The sequence below is a fragment of the Pseudoalteromonas amylolytica genome (genome assembly GCF_001854605.1).
In the GTDB taxonomy this organism is placed as follows: Bacteria; Pseudomonadota; Gammaproteobacteria; order Enterobacterales; family Alteromonadaceae; genus Pseudoalteromonas; species Pseudoalteromonas amylolytica.
The window spans coordinates 22209-42607 of record NZ_MKJU01000025.1; the positions used below are offsets into that span (position 1 = coordinate 22209).

At 44.6% G+C, this 20399-nt stretch carries 19 protein-coding genes; 8 read left to right on the top strand and 11 right to left on the bottom strand.

Features of this window, described 5'->3' with window-relative positions; translation table 11 throughout:
* Window positions 1-53 precede the first annotated feature (53 nt).
* The 9 genes from BET10_RS06495 to pspF all read right to left on the bottom strand — a co-directional run bounded on the left by BET10_RS06495 (window position 54) and on the right by pspF (window position 10114).
* Window positions 54-1265, bottom strand: a complete 1212-nt coding sequence (locus tag BET10_RS06495; RefSeq protein ID WP_070984189.1) for an ABC transporter permease — start codon at window positions 1263-1265, stop codon at window positions 54-56.
* Window positions 1266-1274: 9 nt separating this feature from the next.
* Window positions 1275-2597, bottom strand: coding sequence for an ABC transporter permease (locus BET10_RS06500; RefSeq protein ID WP_070984191.1), 1323 nt, complete (start codon window positions 2595-2597; stop codon window positions 1275-1277).
* 10 nt (window positions 2598-2607) lie between these two features.
* Complete coding sequence (locus BET10_RS06505) at window positions 2608-3297, bottom strand: ABC transporter ATP-binding protein (RefSeq protein WP_070984193.1); 690 nt, start codon at window positions 3295-3297, stop codon at window positions 2608-2610.
* Window positions 3298-3751: 454 nt separating this feature from the next.
* Window positions 3752-4513, bottom strand: coding sequence for an ATP-binding cassette domain-containing protein (locus BET10_RS06510; protein ID WP_070984195.1), 762 nt, complete (start codon window positions 4511-4513; stop codon window positions 3752-3754).
* Complete coding sequence (locus BET10_RS06515) at window positions 4498-5505, bottom strand: peptide ABC transporter ATP-binding protein (RefSeq protein ID WP_070984198.1); 1008 nt, start codon at window positions 5503-5505, stop codon at window positions 4498-4500. The genes BET10_RS06510 and BET10_RS06515 overlap by 16 nt, the downstream gene beginning before the upstream one ends.
* Window positions 5505-6398, bottom strand: a complete 894-nt coding sequence (locus tag BET10_RS06520) for an ABC transporter permease subunit (RefSeq protein ID WP_070984200.1) — start codon at window positions 6396-6398, stop codon at window positions 5505-5507. The genes BET10_RS06515 and BET10_RS06520 overlap by 1 nt, the downstream gene beginning before the upstream one ends.
* A complete protein-coding gene (locus tag BET10_RS06525) occupies window positions 6385-7419 on the bottom strand; it encodes an ABC transporter permease (protein ID WP_070984202.1) in 1035 nt (344 codons plus the stop codon). Before BET10_RS06525 ends, BET10_RS06520 begins: the two co-directional genes overlap by 14 nt.
* The gene (locus tag BET10_RS06530; RefSeq protein ID WP_070984204.1) at window positions 7419-9023 is read right to left on the bottom strand and encodes an ABC transporter substrate-binding protein; all 1605 of its coding nucleotides are present in this window, start codon (window positions 9021-9023) and stop codon (window positions 7419-7421) included. The genes BET10_RS06525 and BET10_RS06530 overlap by 1 nt, the downstream gene beginning before the upstream one ends.
* A gap of 2 nt (window positions 9024-9025) precedes the next feature.
* Window positions 9026-10114, bottom strand: coding sequence for a phage shock protein operon transcriptional activator (pspF, locus tag BET10_RS06535; RefSeq protein ID WP_070984206.1), 1089 nt, complete (start codon window positions 10112-10114; stop codon window positions 9026-9028).
* A gap of 186 nt (window positions 10115-10300) precedes the next feature.
* Between pspF and pspA the strand changes: the two genes are divergently transcribed.
* The 8 genes from pspA to BET10_RS06575 all read left to right on the top strand — a co-directional run bounded on the left by pspA (window position 10301) and on the right by BET10_RS06575 (window position 16876).
* Window positions 10301-10963 (top strand): phage shock protein PspA, encoded by a 663-nt coding sequence (pspA, locus tag BET10_RS06540; RefSeq protein WP_070984208.1) that lies wholly within the window; start codon window positions 10301-10303, stop codon window positions 10961-10963.
* A 77-nt stretch (window positions 10964-11040) separates the two neighbouring features.
* Entirely contained in the window at window positions 11041-11274 is a 234-nt protein-coding gene (pspB, locus tag BET10_RS06545) for an envelope stress response membrane protein PspB (protein ID WP_420820121.1), read from the top strand.
* A complete protein-coding gene (pspC, locus tag BET10_RS06550; RefSeq protein ID WP_070984212.1) occupies window positions 11267-11668 on the top strand; it encodes an envelope stress response membrane protein PspC in 402 nt (133 codons plus the stop codon). Before pspB ends, pspC begins: the two co-directional genes overlap by 8 nt.
* Window positions 11669-11743: 75 nt before the next feature.
* Window positions 11744-13150 (top strand): YcjX family GTP-binding protein, encoded by a 1407-nt coding sequence (locus BET10_RS06555; protein WP_070984215.1) that lies wholly within the window; start codon window positions 11744-11746, stop codon window positions 13148-13150.
* Window positions 13147-14187: a TIGR01620 family protein gene (locus tag BET10_RS06560; protein WP_070984217.1), complete on the top strand. Its 1041-nt coding sequence runs from the start codon at window positions 13147-13149 to the stop codon at window positions 14185-14187. Before BET10_RS06555 ends, BET10_RS06560 begins: the two co-directional genes overlap by 4 nt.
* 137 nt (window positions 14188-14324) lie before the next feature.
* Window positions 14325-15503: a methionine gamma-lyase gene (megL, locus tag BET10_RS06565; protein ID WP_070984219.1), complete on the top strand. Its 1179-nt coding sequence runs from the start codon at window positions 14325-14327 to the stop codon at window positions 15501-15503.
* Between the two features lie 219 nt (window positions 15504-15722).
* Window positions 15723-16520 (top strand): phenylalanine 4-monooxygenase, encoded by a 798-nt coding sequence (gene phhA / locus BET10_RS06570; protein WP_070984222.1) that lies wholly within the window; start codon window positions 15723-15725, stop codon window positions 16518-16520.
* An 11-nt stretch (window positions 16521-16531) separates the two neighbouring features.
* Window positions 16532-16876, top strand: a complete 345-nt coding sequence (locus BET10_RS06575) for a 4a-hydroxytetrahydrobiopterin dehydratase (protein WP_070984225.1) — start codon at window positions 16532-16534, stop codon at window positions 16874-16876.
* A 64-nt stretch (window positions 16877-16940) separates the two neighbouring features.
* Here the strand turns inward: BET10_RS06575 and dapD are convergent, their stop codons facing one another.
* Both dapD and glnD read right to left on the bottom strand, forming a co-directional pair.
* The gene (gene dapD, locus BET10_RS06580; RefSeq protein WP_070984227.1) at window positions 16941-17768 is read right to left on the bottom strand and encodes a 2,3,4,5-tetrahydropyridine-2,6-dicarboxylate N-succinyltransferase; all 828 of its coding nucleotides are present in this window, start codon (window positions 17766-17768) and stop codon (window positions 16941-16943) included.
* A gap of 11 nt (window positions 17769-17779) precedes the next feature.
* A complete protein-coding gene (glnD, locus tag BET10_RS06585; RefSeq protein WP_070984229.1) occupies window positions 17780-20398 on the bottom strand; it encodes a [protein-PII] uridylyltransferase in 2619 nt (872 codons plus the stop codon).
* Window position 20399 lies beyond the last annotated feature (1 nt).

The window sequence follows — 20399 nt, forward strand, 5'->3', positions numbered from 1 at the left end:
AGTACGCAAGCAGCTCGTTAGCATTCACATGCTAACGAGCTTGAGTTATAAGCCTAAGCACCACGGGTGGCGATGGCGGGGGAGACTCTGCTGGCTCGGGTGGCAGGGTAGATAACCGCCAGTTGCCCGAGTATAAAAATCACCACGGTGCCTGCTAGTAAATAGCTCAGCGGTACGGGGTTAATTGACAGCAGCTCAACAAATTGGTTATTGAGAATGATAGCGCCAAGCAAACCAATCACCACTCCGATGCTTGAAACAACCGCATTTTCAACCATAAAAAAGCGCACAATATCCCATTTGTTTGCGCCCAGCGCTCTGCGAGTACCGATTTGTTGGGTTCTGCGACTCACGTTGTAACGCGCCTGACCGAATATACCAAGCGCCGTGATAATGGCCAGCCCCACGCCAATGGCGGTGAGTATTTTGCTGGTGGCTAAGTCTTCTTTGTAGGCTTTTTGTCTCACTTCGCGCATTGTGCTCATTTTCTCAATCTTACGACCTGGGGTTTTAAGGAGTGTCTCAACGGTGTTGTTCATCACTTCTTCCAGCCTGCCCGGTTGGGTGCGTACTGCAATATGGCTGGGAGATGCAGGCTGAGCCTCGTTAACCCCTGCCAGTACCGTTGCATCAACAGCTGACCAGAACTGCCAAGCATTTTGTAGCGTTTTTATTACGCCCTTTACGTGGTGTGGCGCGCCGTTAAAGTAAAGTGTAGTACCAACAATATCACGCCAATTATCAGGATATATTTTTTGCGCAAGCGCTTGGGTTACCACCACTTGTGAGGGAAGAAAAGTGCCTTCTTTATCCGTTTCTAAAATATCACTGGGCACAAACCATTCTCCGGCAATCATTTCAAGGTCAAGGGTTTTTAAGGCGTGCTCGTCGCTACTCAAATAACCACCAAAGCCAACACTGTTGCCGTTTGGTTCTAGGTAAAAATCGGTGTATCGCCCCCAGCCCACCAAGGACAAGCTAGGGAGGGCTGTTGCGCCTACTACACCTTCAACCCCCCTAATTTGTCTTAGAATATCGTTTTGCTCCGCTATAACTTGATGCGGTTCACTTAAGAAATTGGTAACAATATAAAATGTGTTGGCTTCATCTAAACCAGTTGGGCGCTGCATTTTTTTGCTGCGCTCTCCTATCATATAGGCGGTATTGACCAATACCATAAAGGTAATCGCAACCTGTAATGTGAGCAAAATAGGCGCAATTTTTTGCTTTTTAAGCGATTTTAAAATTGGGAAAAAGTCTTTCATACCTTGCTCCTATAGGCTCTTAAGCTGGCTAGATGGGTTAGTTTGGCTCGCCTTTAATACTGGGAAAAGCCCAAATAGCAAACTACACAGCAGGGCTAACAACAAAGTCGTGACGGCCAAAGATAGGTTCATCTGCATAATGCCTGCGGGCATGTAGTAATAAATGCCGGTGAGTATGTTAAGCCCAAGCTGTGCGAGTGCGAGTCCCAGTAGCCCACCGAGCGCCCCTAATAGGGCCAATTCAACAGAAAACTGTATAAAAATCGCTTGCTTGCTGGCACCTACCGCTCGGCGAAGGCCAACCTCTCGTGAACGGCCAAAAAACTTTGCCATCATCAGGCTCATGCAGTTGAGCAAGCACACAATCAAAAAAAGCACTGCAAGCCACACCGCCAGTTTACCTTCGTTTGGGATCATATCATCATCAATCAAACGCTCTTTTACATTGAGTAGCTTGGAGCGGGTACTATTTTCAAAGCGGCCAAAGGCTTGCTGCTGTTGGGCATAACTGGTGAGAAAGTCTTTATACTGTGCTTTAGTTTGCTCATCTGGCAGCTCAACCCACATGTTTATCATGGTACATTCGGATGTGAGAAGTCCTGAAAAAGAGCCGTCGGCTGGCTCTTGCGTGCAGTAAGTATCGGAGTTCAAGGCGGAGTAAAACTCATTTTTAATCTGTGTATTCAAAGGAATAAATACATCATATGGGTCATTATAGGTATCCACTGCGGTGCTATAAAACTTAGGAATAGGTGACCAATGGTCGAGTACGCCCGCAATGGTAAATATCTTATCGGCGAAGACAACGGTTTTGCCCACTGAGTTTTCTCCATCAAAGAGTTGGTTGTTGATTTTTTTAGTAAGTACAATCACCTGTGCAGCATCATCTTCGGCTTGTTGGTCCCAGCCGTTACCATAAGTAAATGGCACATCAAACAGTCTAAAAAAGTCGGGCGTGGTGGTGCGTACCATCACATTGAGTGTATCTAGATCGGTGCGCAAAGGGTTAGAAAGCGTTTCTTTGCTGGAGTTAAGCGCCACTTGGTTAACTGGAATATCTGACTTGAGTAAGTTAACCGCATCTTGATAGGTAATGGTGTAACCCAGCTTGTCGCCCATTTCTATGGCGTATTCCTTGGTATAGTTATCCAACTGTACATTAAAGAGCGTTTGGCTTTTTGCTGGAATGGGGTCTTTTGACATCATATAGCTGACGGTATAAGTCGTCATGGTTGCAGCAATGCCAATGGCTATCATGGCGACGATTAAAAAACTCAAAAACGGGGTTTTACGTACGCCCAAACAGGCGAGCTTAAAATAGTAGGTCATCATGGCTCGTTACTCATGCAATGGCTTTTTCAAGCGTTTTTAATTCACTCAAATGGCCGTCTTTAATTTGAATTATGCGGTTGGCTTGAGCGGCCTGTTCATTGTCATGGGTTACCATAATGATACTGGTGCCTTGGGCGTTAATGTCTTTAAGCAATGTCATAATGCCCTGTGCCATTTTCGAGTCTAAATTACCGGTTGGTTCGTCGGCAAGGATCATCGCAGGAGAGCCTGCAATGGCTCTGGCAATGGCTACTCGCTGTTGTTGTCCACCTGACAACTGGTTTGGATAATGGTGCTTTCTACCAGCTAGGCCCACTTGCTCTAGTGCCTGCATAATACGTTTGTCACGCTCTGCTGCTGTGAACTTTCTATAGCGCAGTGGCATATCTACATTGTCATACAGGTTTAGCTCAGGGATGAGGTTAAAACTTTGAAAAACAAAGCCAATTTTCTCATTTCGAAACGCTGACTTTTGCTTGTCTTTCATGGTGGTCACGTCTTGTCCGCCGAGTAGATAGACGCCTTCACTGTGCTCTTCCAATAGCCCTGCAATATTCAAAAATGTGGTTTTTCCTGAGCCTGAAGAGCCGATGATGCTGACAAACTCTCCTTGTTCTACCTGTAAATCAAATGGATGTAGCGCCTGTGTTTTAATCCTATCGGCGTAAAATACTTTGGCTAAGTTTTTCATTATCAGCATACATACCTCCTTATTGTTGTACGAGTAAATGGATCTTTGTTAACAAAGTTGTATCGTTATTTTTATTAATGAGATTTTTCATACGTCTGTGGTAGGTGAGGAAATACGTGACAAAGAGACGGAAAAGCTTAGCCTGATTGTTGGCAGTTAATGCAGGCGCCATTAATATTATTCCCTTTATAAACAAGCGACGAGTGAAATTGTGGTGACTGTGTATTGATGAGTCTGCGCAATTTTATCCATGTTTGATATAAGCGCGACAATTATTTTAAGATCAATCGTGTCACTAAACCTGTGTCGCAGTGTACACTTTTTTAACACAAAATCAAACAAGGTTAACCTTGTGTTCATTTAACGTTTGACAGTGACAGTGGGGAGTTAAAAAGCGCTGATAAAGAGCCAAAAGTGGCCACAGCTAGCGTTTTTGCCAGCGGTCACTGGCACAGCTTAAGCGTTATACATTCAATAGACGTTGCATCACGCGTGATTTAGGAGCAGCAAAAATGCTTTGGGTATTACCGTACTCGGCGACTTTTCCTTTATTTAGCACCAATAGCTGGTCGCTCATATGTTTTACTAAACTTAAGTGATGGGTGATCAACACATAACTCAATCCTGACTCGCGTTGCAGCTCTAACAATAAGTTTACGGTCTGGGCTCTAACCGATGGGTCCAACGACGATAGCGCCTCGTCTAATACCACCACCTTTGGGTCTAAAATGAGTGCCCTTGCCAGTGCGATACGTTGCAATTGCCCACCACTAAACATGTGTGGGTAATAGTCATAATGTTCACTCAGTAAGCCTACACGAGTGAGCGTATGTTTAATCTTTTTATCACGTTGTTGTATGGTCAGCTCGGTATTTAGGCGTAGGCAGTCATCCAGCATGTCGCCAATGGTTAGACCTGGGTTCAACGAACGCGTTGGGTCTTGAAAAATTAACCGAATATGTCGACATTGTGTTTTGCGTGAGCCATCGTCTTCGATGGTGTCACCGTCAAGTAGTATTTGCCCCTTGTCGGCATGATCCGCACCCGCCAATACTCTTGCTAAGGTACTCTTACCTGAACCGGTTTCACCAATAATGGCGAGGGTTTCACCCACGCCCACCGAGAAGGAAATATTGGTCAGCACCTGAGCATGCGTGCGTTTAAATACACCCGCACGTGTGCAAAACGATTTGTTCAGTGCTTGCACTTTTAGGAGTGGTTGCATTTCGGCTTATCCTTCATCAGTGGAAAGTGGCATGCGTAAGTATGGCTGTGTACTTTGCTCTGTGTTGGCGTAACAACACATTGTTTTTGTGCCTGCGGGCAACGCGGTCCAAGTCGGCAGCCAATGGGTAAATGCTGTAGTGGAGGAATGGTGCCTTTAAGTGCATAAAAAGGTTCTTTGTGGGCAAGCCCTTGTGCATAGTCGGGCAGGCTTTTTACCAGTGCCTGTGTGTATGGGTGAAATGGGGTGCAAAATACCTTATCGGTGGGCCCCGCTTCAACCATCTGGCCACAATATAAAACATGCATGGCGTGTGACCAGTCCGTGATCTCTTCAAGCTCATGAGATATCATCAAAATAGACATGTTTTTCAGCTGGTTAAGGCTTTTAAGTAAGCGAAACACCTGTGCTTTAGCAACACTTTCAAGGGCGGTAGTTGGTTCATCTGCAATCAACAGTTTGGGGCTACGGGCAATGGCCATGGCTATCATGACTTTTTGACAGACCCCTTCAGAGAGCTCATGTGGGTAGCTGCTGGCTACTTTTTTGTCATCTCTGATCCCCACCTTGTGTAGCAGTGCTTTAACTTTGCTCTTTCTTTCGCTGTTGCGTGAGAAAAAGTTACTTTTGATGCTGCTGTCAGGTATCGACTCGGCAACCTGATCGTATATTTTTGCGGTTGGGTCTAGACTCCGGCTCGGTTCTTGGTAAATCATCGCCATATCTCGGCTCACAATTTTACGGCGCTTTTCAGGGCTTAATCTCATAAGATCCACGCCCTGCCAGTGCATCCTGTCCGCAGTGACCGTCCAACGCTTGTTTAATACACCCACAATGGCTTTGGCAATTAGGCTTTTACCAGAACCAGATTCGCCCACAAGGGCATGAACTTCTCCCTCTTTTAGACTGAGGTTGATTCTATCGACAGCGCGGATCACACCTTCTTCGGTCTGCAATTCTATGGTCAAATTTCGAATATCGAGCAACTGCATTAATCCACCTTTCGCCCTTTAAGTACCTGCCTAAGGCCATCACCTACTAGATTAGTAGATAATACTGCAATAAATAGTAACACACCGGGCAGGCCAACCGTCCATGGTGCAAGATAAATGAGGCTGAGGTTTTCAGCCAAAATTGCGCCCCATTCGGTAGTGGGAGGTTGTGCGCCCAGTTTTAAAAAGCCCAGTGCGGCAATATCCAAAATTGCGGTAGATAAAGCCATGGTAAAAATAACCACAATATGCTCGTAAATGTTTGGCAAAACCCCACGGATAAGGATTTGCCACTTAGATGCGCCATCTAGACGAAATGCACTGATGTAATCTTTACTGAGCTCTTCTACCACGAGGTTTCTGACCGAGTGAACATGCTGGGGTAACAGCGCAAAAATAATCGCCCACACGGTGTTGAGTAACCCCGGACCTAACACCGCAATAATGATGATAGCCAGTAGTAGGGAAGGGATAGATAACGTGATGTCTAACAAGTGATTTAGTAGGCTAGAACGCAGCCCTTTACTGATCCCCGCAAAGGTACCCAGTACAACACCGATTAAGGTCGTCACAAGCGCGGCGATAATGGACAGGCCAAATGTAAACGTTGCGCCATTCATTAATCTTGATAACACATCACGACCCAGATCATCGGTGCCGAGTATAAAGCGCACATCACCAAGTTCATGCCACGATGGTGGTAGTAGTAAGGCATCGCCATGTTGTTGGTTGATACCATACGGCGCGATAAATGGTGCAGTAATAGCCAACAGTGTTAAGGCAACAAAGACCCAAAGCCCAACCAGTGCTGGGTGATTAGATTTAAACTTTCGCCACAACCGAGACAGTGGCGAGCGATTTGACTCTTCGCTAAATAAACTAAACTTTGCCATGGGCCTGATTTCTCGATAATGGGTCTAGTAAAGTATGACTAAACTCAGCCAGCATATTGGCTAAAATGACAAACATTGATACAGCCAGCAGGCCACCCTGAATGGCTGGGTAATCGCGTTGATAAATGCTATCTATGAGCCAGCGGCCCACACCCGGCCAAGAGAAAATCACTTCAGTGATCATGGCAAGGGTGATCAAGGTACTAAACTGTAGGCCAATTTGCTTAATTACTGGCAGTAGCGCATTTCGCAGGGCGTGATGCATGATCAACTGGCGTCTGTTAAGGCCCTTGGCGCGTGCTGTTTTGATATAATTTTGCTCCAACACATCGAGCATAGAGTCTCTGGTAAAACGGATCAGCACAGTCGTTGGGTACATCGCCAGCACGATGGTAGGCAAAGCCAAATGATGCAAAGCATCCACAAATGCGAGGCCTTGATAGGGAAACCCCTGCAAAACAATATCAAGTAAAATAAAGTTACTAATGGGCTCCACTTCATAAAGTAGGCCAATTCTACCTGACATGGGGAACAGGCCGAGTCCTAGGCAAAATACCATGATAAGTAATAATGCTAACCAGAATATAGGCACCGAAAACCCAAGTAGACTTAGCGAATTAATGACCTTCTCGGGCCAACGTTTGTGATAGGCCGACGCTATAATTCCCGCAGGGATGCCAACGAAGATTGATACCAGTAACGCGTACACGCACAGCTCTAAGGTGGCAGGAAAAAGCTTAACCACATGGTCAAATACGCTTTGTCCAGATGACAAAGATACGCCCCAATCGCCTTGCAATATACGTTGTAAGAAAGCCAAATATTGGACAATGACCCCCTCATTGAGGTGATACTTTTCAGTCAATTGCTGGCTTTGCGTGAAGGATGGATTCACCTGGCCACTGACATTGGTCAATAACTCACCTGGGAACATATAGCTCAAAGAAAACGTAAACACGGTTAACGTGAATACCATGAACAACAGCAAAGAGAAGCGTCTGAGCAAATATTCAAATAACATCAGTCTCGCCTCGCTTTGCCTAAAGAGATGCCACCAAATGGGCGAAGAGAAATGTCTTTAACATCTGCGCTGGTGGCTTGAAAGCGCATACCATGTGCAATAGGCACTAAAGGTAACTGCTCAATAATCATTTGTTGTGCTTGATGATAGAAAGTTTTACGTAACTCAACATCTGTGGTGTCTAAAGCTTGGGTTAAAAGTAGGTCGAACTCTGGGTTACACCAGTTTGCTGGGTTTTTTCCGCTAAAGGTGGCGGTACAACTTAACAATGGACTGAAAAAGTTGTCAGGGTCGGGCGTATCAGCTGCCCATCCTAACAACACGCTATCGTGTTCATGTTGACCAATACGCTCTAAGAATGTATTCCATTCATATTCAACAATGCGTGCTGATATGCCAATTCCCTTGAGGTCACTTTGAATGAGTTCGGCCATTTTTCTAGCATTGGGGTTATAAATACGCGATACAGGCATCGCCCACAGGGTCATGCTAAAACCATCTTCATATCCTGCTTCGATAAGCAGTTGTTTCGCGTACTCAGGGTTATACGTTGGCATATTGTCTTGCGCTTTAAACGCCCAAGACGATGGCGGTAAATGGGAACGTGCAATGATACCATTGCCGTAAAATACCGCCTGCATGATTTTTTCAAAATCAACAGAATGTGCTAAAGCCTTGCGCACTAACAGATTGTCGAAAGGCGGCTTTTCAGTGTTGAAGGCCCAATATCCAATGTTGAGGTTGGGTGCTTTATCCACGCGAATATCATCACGAGCGGCCAGTACGCTCAATTGTGTCGCACTAGGGTGTGCTGTGATGTCACACTCTTTGGTTAGCATTTTGGCGATGCGGCTGGTGCCGTTGGTGGTAATATCAAAAACCAGCTGTTGCATCGGCACAGGGTGTTTCCAGTAGTGCTCGTTACGATGGTAGCGGATCAGGTTGTCGCGCAAAAAGCTTTTATATTTGTATGGGCCTGTGCCTATCGGGTAGGTATCAAATAGCGCTTTTTGTTCAAGGCCAGCGAGGTGGTCAGCATACTCCTGCGATAGGATCACCGCAAAGTCAGTGGCTAAGTTAGACAAAAAGCTACTCTCTGCATTAAACAGCTCAAAGCGAACCGTATAATCGTCCACTTTCACCACCTGACGAATCAATTGATCTAACCCCACACTTTGAAAATAGGGGTAATTTGCGTCGCCCACAAAGTGATAGGGATTATACACATCAAACAGTCGGCTAAAAGAGAACACCACATCATCCGCATTGAGTAAGCGAGTAGGGGTAAAGTAGTCGGTATGATGAAACTGTACATCTTTACGTAGGTAAAATGTGATCATCTTACCGTCGTCACTGACCTGCCAAGAATGGGCTATTTCGGGCTGAAACTCAGCGGTTTCCGGATCAATACTCAATAAGGTGTCGTACAGCTGACTCGCTATGATGTCGATGGTTGAGCCTGTGGTCGTCACTTGTGGGTTGAACGACACTGGATTTGCTTCAGAGCAATATACTAACCCTTGGGTTTTTCTAATAGTCTGTTGGCTGGCATCTATACAGCCTAGCAAGTAGGTGCACAATACACCTAACAGCAAATTACGCACGCTTATGCCTCTTGTTTTTGACCCGAGTCTAATAAGTTGTATTTTTTCAAATATCCACGTAGCTGATGATACGTTAAACCAAGCATTTGTGCAGTTTTCTTTTGATTAAATTGGCTATGTTTAAGTGCTTTTTGTAATAAGTCGATTTCAAATTCATTAGAAAGCGATTTTAAATCACATGGAAAGCTTGTTGTTGACGCAGCACTTTGCGGCTCTGGAGTCTGCGTTGTATCTGCTTGAACTGGCGTTGTAGTTGAGGGGGCACTTGTTTGTGGCATCACTGTAGCTTTTACGCGCTGGGTAGGGCGATGGGGGCTTTCAAACGGGTCTAAAACGATATTGTGTACAGGTAAACTTTCACTGCCGTGGCGATATAAACTACGCTCAATGACGTTTTTGAGCTCACGAATGTTGCCGGGCCAGTCATATTCTAACAATTTCTCAGTGGCCTTACGGGTAAAGCCGCTAAACAGAGACCAATTGAGATCACGGGCCATGTTGATGGCAAACTGCTCGGCCAATAACATGATGTCGTCCTGACGTGCTCTAAGTGGGGGTAAAGTAATTACGTCAAAGGCCAGTCTATCGAGTAAATCGTGACGAAATTCACCATTGTCAGCTAAGGTCGGTAAATCTTCATTGGTTGCACAAACTAAACGAGTATCAACTTTTACCGTGCTCTTGCCACCTACGCGTTCAAATTCGCCATATTCAATAACGCGAAGCAGCTTTTCTTGCACCATTGCTGAGGTGTTTGCTAATTCATCTAAAAATAAAGTGCCACCGTTGGCGCGCTCAAAGCGACCTTCGTGACGCTTGCTAGCACCGGTAAATGCACCACTTTCATGGCCAAAGAGTTCACTTTCGAGTAAGTTTTCATTGAGCGCGGCGCAATTAAGTTTGATATAGTTCTGTTCCCATCGCTCAGACAAATAATGTAATCTTGCTGCGATAAGCTCTTTACCTGTACCACGCTCACCAATGATGAGAACGGGTTTCTCAAGTGGTGCCAGTTGTGACACTTGGTCCAACACAGTTAAAAAGCTATCAGATTGGCCGAGTAAATTATCCTGTTGGCGAAATTGGCTCATATTGCCTAACTCTTAGTTATTTTTGCTAACTGTTAGTGTATTTCAAAAATGGGTTGAACTAAAGTTATTTTTAAAATCAGTTAACCTTATGATATTGTTGTTCTTTTATGGTTTCGAAAAGTTGGCAAGTAATTTGATACATAACCAGTCAGCAATTCAAATTTATAAACCAAAGAGGTAAAGATTATGGGAATTTTCTCTCGTTTTGCAGACATCGTTAATTCTAATATCAATGCCATTTTAGATAAAGCCGAAGATCCAGAAAAAATGGTTCGCCTTATCATTCAGGAAATGGAAGATACATTAGTTGAAGTTCGCTCTACATCTGCTAAAACACTAGCTGAAAAGAAAGAGTTGACGCGTCGTGTTGAGCAGCTTAATGCACAAACTCACCAATGGCAGGAAAAAGCCGAGTTAGCACTGAGCAAAGACCGTGAAGACTTAGCTCGAGCAGCATTGCTTGAAAGACAAAAGTCTGAAGAGGCGGCACAAAGTGTTAAGTCTGAACTTGAACATGTTGAAACACACATCGAAAAATTGCAGCAAGAAGTAACAACTTTGCAAGAAAAGCTGGCAGATGCCAAAGCAAGACAAAAAGCGATTGTATTGCGTCAACGCTCTGCTGAGTCGCGTCTTGAAGTTAAAAAAGCACTTGATAGCTCAAAAGTAGAAGATGCGCTTAACCGCTTTGAACGCTATGAAAGTAAGATTGATGGTTTAGAGTCGCAAATTGAGTCATACGACTTAGGTAAGAAGTCGCTGGCTGATGAAATTGCAGACTTGCAGAAAAATGAAAAAATTGATGATGAACTGGCTGAGCTAAAGAAAAAGCTAGCTAATGACAAATGAACTTAAGTGGTATCTGCTGAACTAATTCAGTAGGTACCAACTGCAAGGTTATGCCTTCTTTTGTGGAGTAATAAATTATGGACTTAGACATTTTAGTAGCACCAATTATTATTTTTATGGCGGTAGTTGCACCACTTTGGTTGATTTTACACTATCGCAGTAAAAAGCAGGTAAGTCAGGGGTTGAGCGAACACGAACATCGTCAGCTTATCGAGCTTGCTAACAAAGCCGAGAAAATGGCTGAACGTGTTGAGACACTTGAAGCATTGCTTGATCAAGAAGCACCACAGTGGAGACGCAAGTATGAGTAGTTTAAAGCGCGAGCTATATCGAGACCCGAAACGCGGCAAAATCGCTGGGGTATGCGCGGGACTAAGCGATTACTTTAATATGGAGTTGTGGTTAGTACGTATTTTGGTCATTACCGCAGTATTACTCTCTGGTGGGCCTTTGTTTGTTGTAGCTTACATTGCATGTTGGTTTATCTTAGATACTAAACCATACTCAGAGTCTCTTAAGAGTGATAAAAACAATGAAGACCCTATCTCTGTTAAATTTAAAGTTTGGCAAAAGGGTGAGCCGCCAAGACGTGCATTATTTGACTTAAAAGAGCGCCTGACTCGTTTAGATGACCGTATTCAGAATATGGAAAAGTACGTGACCTCTAGCGAATTTACAGTGAGCAGAGAGATCAACAAGTTGTAGTCTTGGACTGAAAAGCTAATGTGGCGTGTGTGCGCCACAGCGCTTAAAACCAAATAAGAGGGAACCTGAACAAACATGAAAGCTAAGTTTATTACTCAAAAAGCCCTCGAAAAAATCAAATCTAACACCCAAAAAGCCATTAACCGCAGCCTAGACAGACATGTAAAACTGGCGGTGACGGGGTTTAGTGGCAGTGGAAAAACCGCATTCATCACGGCCTTAGTTAAGCACCTAACCAGTCAGGCGAATAAGCAAAATCTCCCCTTTTTTGATGTGGTCCGTGAACAGCGCCTTATTGCAGCTAAGCAAGTTCCGCAAAGAGCGCTGGATATTCCTACCTTTGATTATCAAAGTGCTATCTCATGTTTACTTGCAGATGAGCCTAGATGGCCACCATCCACTGAACGCATCAATACCTTAACATTGGCGATTAAGTTTGAAACAAAACATGGTCTTAAACAGCACCTATCTGGTATTAGCACGTTATATCTTGAGCTCATTGATTACCCAGGAGAGTGGTTGGCTGATCTGCCCATGATGTCACAGGACTACCAAACTTGGAGTGAGGCCATGTTGGCCTTGCTAAAAGCGGATGCCTATAAGCCTTACAGCGAAGAGTTTTTATCATTGCTGGCGAATTTCGATAGTGCCGAGCAAGTCGATGAACAGGCACTCAAAACATTGGCACAGAGTTATCAGCAAGTACTCACTGCCCTGAAGAAAAATACCCACCTTGCTCAACTACAACCAGGTAGAATGCTTATTCCTGGAGATTTAGCAGGCGCGCCTATTTTACTATTTTTTCCGGTGGATGCTCAGGCTCAAGGTGGTGATAACAGTCAATATCAGCAGCTAAAAGCGCGTTTTGAAGCTTACAAACAACAAGTGGTTACACCTTTTTATAAACAGCACTTCTGTCAGTTTGACAGGCAATTGGTGCTGGTTGATGCACTGAGTGCCCTCAACGATGGGCCAGATACATTGGCAGAGCAAAAGGAAGCGATTGGGCATGTGATGCAAGTGTTTAATTACGGCAAGTCAGGGCTACTAAAACGACTGTTCTACCCAAAAATAGACAAGGTCCTGTTTGCAGCTAATAAATGCGATCATGTTAGCCCATCACAGCAGGCGGATATTGCCTTGTTGCTCAACGATATGTTGGGAGCGCACAGTAATGATCTGCGCTTTGCAGGGGTCGCGGTGGATACAATGGCAATTTCTTCAGTACAAAGTACGCAAGTCAAACGAGTACAAGAAAATGGCCAGTCATTGGAATGTGTTTATGGCAAAGTATTGGCAGAGGATGGTTGGACGACTTACTTACCACCACAACCACCAAATCACTGCTTATCTGCTCAGCAGTGGCCTGAGCAGGGTTTTGAGTTCTTATCATTTTCGCCGCTAAAAGCTTCAAAGGGAGAACTTGGCCATGTTCGTCTTGACCACGCATTACAATTTCTTATCGGAGATAAATTAGCATGAATGACGTCAAGAAGTTACACGCTGGTAGGCGTATTGCGACCAGTGTTGAGCCTGATCATGGTAAGCCGCGGCTAGAGTCGGGTAAACGCCTAGAAGGTGAGCACATAGATACAGCAGCAGATGAAAGCATGGGGATGGAAGCTGAACAAGAGGTGGAGCTAGAGCTGGTATTTCAAAAACCAAAAAGAAGATTAGGTTTGTTCGGCTACTTTGTTATTAGTCTACTCACCCTTGTGGTGGTTGAAAGCGTCTATAGCATTGTCGAAGCACTGCAAAACTCTTGGTTATTGGCAATACTTTACATTAGCGTATTGGGGCTAGCTGTCATGAGTGCGTTGCTATTCATTATTAAAGAAGCAAGCGCATTACGAAAGCTGAAACACCATCAGCAACATCGCCAAGATGGCCAAAGATTGCTCAATAGCACCCAAATCGGAGAAGCACAGGATTGGTTGAGCCCGCTGCTTGAACATCACCCCAAGCAACAGGTTGAAGAGTTTAAAGCAGCTATTAAATCCCATCATACAGACAAAGAAGTGTTACAACTGTACGAATCAAGCTTGTTACAGACACAAGACCAGCGTGCCAAAGAAATGATCAGTCAACACGCTACAACCAGTGCATTGCTGGTGGCGATGAGCCCATTAGCACTGGTTGATATGCTCGCGGTGCTATGGCGTGGTATTCATTTGATAGAAGCAATCACCAAACATTACGGCATTAAGTTAGCCTATCGCAGTCGTATCACCTTGTACAAATTGCTGTTCAAGCAAATGGTGTTTGTGGGGGCTACGGAACTTGTCACAGATCTCGCTGCGACGAGCTTAGGCGCAGAATTATTAGGCAAGCTTTCAGCTAGAGCAGGTCAGGGCTTAAGTGCAGGCGTGTTTACTGCACGTTTAGGATATAAGACGATGGAGCTATGTCGGCCATTGCCACGCCTTGAACAAAAACCAAACTTACTGAAATCAACGGTCGATCAGTTAGTTAAAACGCTATTAAAACGTACAGAGACTGTAACTAAAACGAGTAGGTGACAACAATTATGTACACCTCCCCATGAGCAAGTGGGACTAGCTAGCCATCTTAGCGTCTGGCTTGCTTGTGAATTTTACCTCGCTGACTTATTTATTAGATAAATCAATTAAAGAATAATAAGTTAACAGGTTAATTTATGAAGAAGTATCACGACAACACGCAATGTATTCACGGCCCAGAACATTTCGAAGACCCACATGGTGCGCTTACTGCGCCGTTGTATCAAACATCTACTTTTGCGTTTAAAGATGCGGCACAAGGTGCAGCACGCTTCGCAGGAGAAGAAGCCGGTTACATTTACACACGTCTTGGCAACCCAACGACACGCGAATTAGAGCAAAAGTTAGCACAGCTGGAAGAGATGGAAGATGCGGCTGCCACTGCAACCGGTATGGGGGCAGTATCGGCTTCGGTGCTAAGTTTCCTACAACAAGGAGACCACTTAATAGCGTCAAGTGCGTTGTACGGTTGTAGTTTTGCGTTGTTTGCACACATGTTACCTAAGTTTGGTATCGAGGTAACGTTTGTGGATATGACCAATGAAACGGAGCTTAAAGCGGCTTTAAAACCAAATAGCAAAATGATCTTCGCGGAGACACCGATTAACCCGAACATGACAGTTTTGGATTTAAAAATGTTGGGCGACTTTGCAAAACAACATCAATTGATAAGCGTGATCGACAATACGTTTATGACGCCGCTGTTACAAAAGCCTAAACATTTTGGGATTGATATTGTCATTCACAGTGCCACCAAGTATCTCAACGGGCATGGCGATGTTGTAGCGGGTATCGTGTGTGGTACTAAAGAACATATCGAACTGATTAAACTTACCGTGCTTAAAGATATTGGCGCGACCATCAGCCCACACGACGCGTGGCTCATTAATCGTGGTTTAAAGACTTTGGCTGTTCGTATGGCTCGTCACTGTGAAAGTGCCCAAAAGGTGGCTGAGTATTTAGAAAAGCACCCGAAAGTGAGTAAGGTTTACTACCCTGGACTTGCATCTCACCCAGGATATAAGTTTTTGGGTGAACAGATGAAAGGTGCAGGTGGGGTGATAGCGTTTGAGATAGTGGGCAGCTTGCAAGATGGTGAAGCATTTATCAATGCGACTGAGCTTTGCACACTGGCTGTTAGCCTAGGCGACCCTGAAACATTGATTCAACATCCAGCTTCAATGACACACTCTCCTTATACACCAGAAGAGCGTCAAGCGGCTGGTATTTCAGATGGTCTGATCCGTATTTCTGTCGGGTTAGAGGATGTGGAAGATATCATTGCAGACTTAGAGAACGCTTTTAGGGGGTTTTAATGTAAAATAATGTTTACAACAAAAACCTTTAAAACCCGCCTATTTGGCGGGTGTTTATTTTTTAATACAAATTTGTAATTTAAGGTGTACAAAATTGTGGTTTGCTCAGATGGCGTCGTGAGCGTCAGCTATTACACTTTTCGTTAGTTTTACATAGTATCCTAGTAACAAGTTGAGGCGCGATCATCATAGATCGACCGATGTAAAAAGAAGGTTAAAATGGCTAAGTCGAGCAAATATACTTCTAAGCAACCCGATGCAAATGGCATCATTGCTTGGAGTGATGAAGAGAACAAAATTTGGTCAGAGCTTGTGGCTCGTCAACTAAAGTGTATTGAAGGCAAAGCGTGCGATGAGTATATGGAGGGATTGAAGAAGATCAACCTACCGCATGATCGCATTCCACAGCTACATGAGCTTAACGAAGTGCTTGGTAAAGAAACTGGTTGGCAAGTGGCCCCTGTTCCGGCGCTTATCGACTTTGATGAGTTTTTCCGTTTATTAGCAAACAAACAATTCCCAGTTGCGACGTTTATACGCAGCAGAGAAGAGTTTGACTACTTACAAGAGCCTGATATTTTCCACGAGATCTTTGGTCATTGCGCTATGCTGACTAATCCAGACTTTGCTGAGTTTACGCACAAGTACGGCCAGTTGGGTTATGCCGCACAGAAAAAAGACCGAGTGTATTTAGCGCGTTTATACTGGTTTACAGTCGAGTTTGGTTTAATGCAAACCGAAAAAGGCTTACGTATTTATGGTGGTGGCGTTTTATCAAGCCCTGGCGAAACTCAGTATGTTTACACTGACACACCAGAGATTTCACCTTTAAATGTCTTGGACGTGCTGCGTACACCATATCGCATTGATATTATGCAACCTGTGTACTACACCATTAACTCAATCCATGATTTGTTTGATATTTCACAAATGGATATCATGTCATTGGTTGAAGAAGCAAAAGAGTTGGGCTTATTCGAGCCAAAATTTCCACCTAAAGAAAAGTTAGCAAGTTAAGGATTTATTAGATGTCTGATTTAAGTGCACAAAAATGTGAAGCGTGTCGTGCGGATGCGCCTAAAGTGTCAGATGAAGAACTAGCGGTATTGATTAAACAGATCCCAGATTGGGTTCCTGAAGTACGTGATGGCATCATGCAGCTTGAGCGTGTATTTAAGTTTAAGAACTTCAAAGCAGCGCTTGAGTTTACCAACATGGTAGGCGCGATGGCTGAAGAAGAAGGTCATCACCCAGGGCTATTAACTGAGTGGGGCAAAGTGACTGTGACTTGGTGGAGCCACTCTATCAAGGGCCTACACAAAAACGATTTTGTGTGTGCCGCTAAAACAGATGATGTATTTGCAGCTCTGTAATAATAAATAACAGTTTGAAAAAAGCGCCGTTTGGCGCTTTTTTTATGACTAACCGGTTAGGTGGTTATTCATCCACTGAACGAAGTAGGGCGTTAATGCCTACTTTTTCACGTGTTTGCTGATCTACTTTTTTCACGATGATAGCAGCATATAAGCTGTGTGAGCCGTCTTTGCTTGGTAATGAACCCGGCACCACAACAGCACCGGCTGGTACTCGGCCATAGTGAATTTCGCCAGTTTCACGGTCATAGATACGTGTGCTTTGAGAAATATACACACCCATTGAAATCACTGCACCTTGTTCAACAATTACACCTTCGACGATTTCTGAGCGCGCGCCGATGAAGCAGTTGTCCTCAATGATGGTTGGGTTCGCTTGTAGTGGCTCTAGTACGCCACCGATGCCCACACCACCTGACAGGTGTACGTTTTTACCGATCTGAGCACATGAACCAACGGTTGCCCAAGTATCCACCATTGTGCCTTCATCCACATAAGCACCGATGTTAACGTAAGAAGGCATCAACACCACGTTCTTACCTACATAGCTGCCCTGACGCGCAACCGCATTAGGCACAACGCGCATACCACCTTGTTTAAACTGCTCAGGCGTATAGTCGCTAAACTTTAAAGGCACCTTATCAAAATATTGGCTTACGCCATCGTGCATAGGCTGGTTGTCACGAATACGAAATGACAGCAATACCGCCTTTTTTAACCATTGGTGTACGACCCACTCGCCACTGATTTTCTCAGCTACACGAGCTGAGCCTGAATCTAGCAGTGCGAGCGCTTGGGTGATTGCGCTTTTAACAGGCTCTGATACTTGCGTTGGTGTAATGCTGTCGCGTTGCTCCCACGCTTGTTCAATGATTAATTTTAAATCTGACATAATGTCCTCTTTTATTCGGATTCTGCGTTTAATTTTTTCATTAAATCACGATGTAATTCGGCTTTGTGTTCTTCGCTTAGCGCTTTGTAATTTTCATCGGATACCACAAAGAAATCTTCTGCACGTTCGCCCACGGTTGTAATCCGCGCGGCATGAATATGCAGTGAATTGGCTTGAAATACTTCAGCGATCTTAGTTAGTAAACCTTGGATATCAATCGCTTGGATTTCAATAAGGTTTCTGTCACTGCGCGCATGAGGTCGCACAATAACTTTTGGTTTAATATTAAAATCTTTAAAGCGCTGAGAGCGATTCTTCTTAAGCCGTATCTTCTTTTTAGGGTCTTGTAATACCGCCTCGATCCCCCTACGGATAGAGTTGGCGCGGGTACTGGCAACCGGATTGCCGTTCACCTCTAGGATCACAAAACTAAATACCACGTAACCGTCTTTGGTGGTCATCACCTGAGCGTGCTGGATCTGCGCTTTTTTAGAGCCAATGACGCTGACTAGTTTGGCAAATAGTGTGGCCTCATAGGGGCTATATACAAATACTTGCGTGCCGCCATGTAGTGGCTTTTCACTGACCATTACGCTTGCTTGGCTCAAGTCTTTTGACTTAAGTAAGTGTTCACTATGCCAAGAGATTTGCTGTTCACTAAATGCCGTAAAATAATTGGCTTTAAAGCGTGACCAGCTCAAATCAATAAACTCTTCCTCAAAGCCCTTATTAATCAGTCGTTGTTTAGCCTGGCGCTTTTTATCACGGATTTGATCGCGCATGTCCATGGGGTTTTCAAGGCCAAGACGCAATGCTCGCTGAGCATGTAAATACAGCTCACGCAACAGGGTATTCTTCCAATCGTTCCACAAGTTGTCGTTGGTCGCTCGAATATCCGCAACGGTTAGACAGTATAAGTAATCGAGCTGACGCTCGTTCTTAACCTGTGAGGCAAATTCATTGATGACGTCCGGATCGTTGATATCTTTGCGTTGTGCCGTGACAGACATCAACAGGTGACTTTTGACCAGCCAAGCGACAAGACGTGAATCTGAGGTGGTAAAGCCATGCATTTTACAAAACGCTTGGGCATCCACCGCCCCTAGTTCTGAGTGGTCACCACCACGACCTTTAGCAATATCATGAAATATTGCCGCTAAGTACAGTAACTCTGGTTTATCCATCCGCGTGACTATCTCGCTACAAATAGGAAAGTCACTTGGCTGGGTTTTATCAAAGTACTGATAAATGTTTTTTACGAGTTTGTGCGTGTGCTCATCGACCGTGTAGGCATGGAAAAGGTCAAATTGCATTTGACCGAAAATATTTCGCCATTGTGGCAAATAGGCAGCGATCAATCCGTGTTTGTGCATCAGTGTAAATGCGCGGCCCATCCCGTTGGGGTGCTTTAGCAGGCGCAAAAACGCGTCTCGACAACCGGCATAATCTTGTAAGTCGCCAAGCAGTCTGCGACGTACCTGACGCATGGTTCTGATAGTGTTAGGGTCAATGCCAATGATTTCAGGGTTGTCAGCAATATGTTCAAATAGAACAAACAATTGTTCACGTCTGAAAAACACCGAAGGGTTTTTAACGCGGATCTTATTGCCAACTCGTTCGAAGTTTCTGTCCAGCGGTACTGCGGTCTGCTCAGCGCTATCTGGCAGGATACTTTGTTCAAAATAAGACAACAGCATTTGGTTCATTTCGCGAACCCGACTCATGATCCTAAACAGGCGTTTCATCATGCGCTCTACTGAGGCTTTACCTTCGGCACCAAAGCCCAGTAGCTCCGCCGCATTAGGTTGATGGTCAAACAGCAGTCTGTTTTCGTTGCGACCAGCCGCTAAATGTAGCGCAAAGCGGATGTTCCACAAATTCTCAATGCATTCTAAAAGTTCTTGGTACTCTTCATGGGTGAGGTAGCCGTGGCTGATTAACTCTTCGAGGGTTTCAGCGTGGAAGTGCTTTTTCGCGACCCAGAAAATAGTCTGTAGGTCCCTCAAGCCACCGGGGTTCTCTTTGACATTAGGCTCAAGGTTGTAGGCGGTGCCATGACACTTTCGGTGGCGAACTTTTTGCTCATCGAGCTTGGCGAGAAAAAACTCATCAGAGCGCCAAATAGGCGTTTCCATGATGTGACTTTTTAAACGCTCAAATTCAATGTGATTGCCACAGATCAGGCGGCTTTCTAGTAGGCTGGTAGTAAAGTGAACGTCTTGCTTTTTTTGTTCCAGAACTTGCTCGTGTGTACGTACGCTGTGACCAATCTCTAGATTGAGATCCCACAATAACGTCACGAAAGCCTCTAGATTATTGGTAAGTTGCTCATCGGGTGGCGATTGTACCAACAGTAAGAAGTCGATATCAGAGTAAGGGTGAAGCTCACCTCGCCCATAGCCTCCAATTGCGATCAGGGCGATTTCTGGGTATTGGGCAAGACCTGTGTCGTTGAACAACTTGATTAACAGGCGGTCAATAAACTCAGCGCGAGCGTTGATCAGGTTTCGTACAGGTTGCTTAGAAAATTCGTTGTGTAGCCATTTATAAAAATAAGCAGAACAATCTTTATAATCATTAAGCTGCTCGGCATTGTCGAGCAGCTTTTTTACTCTGTTAGGCAGTGCCACC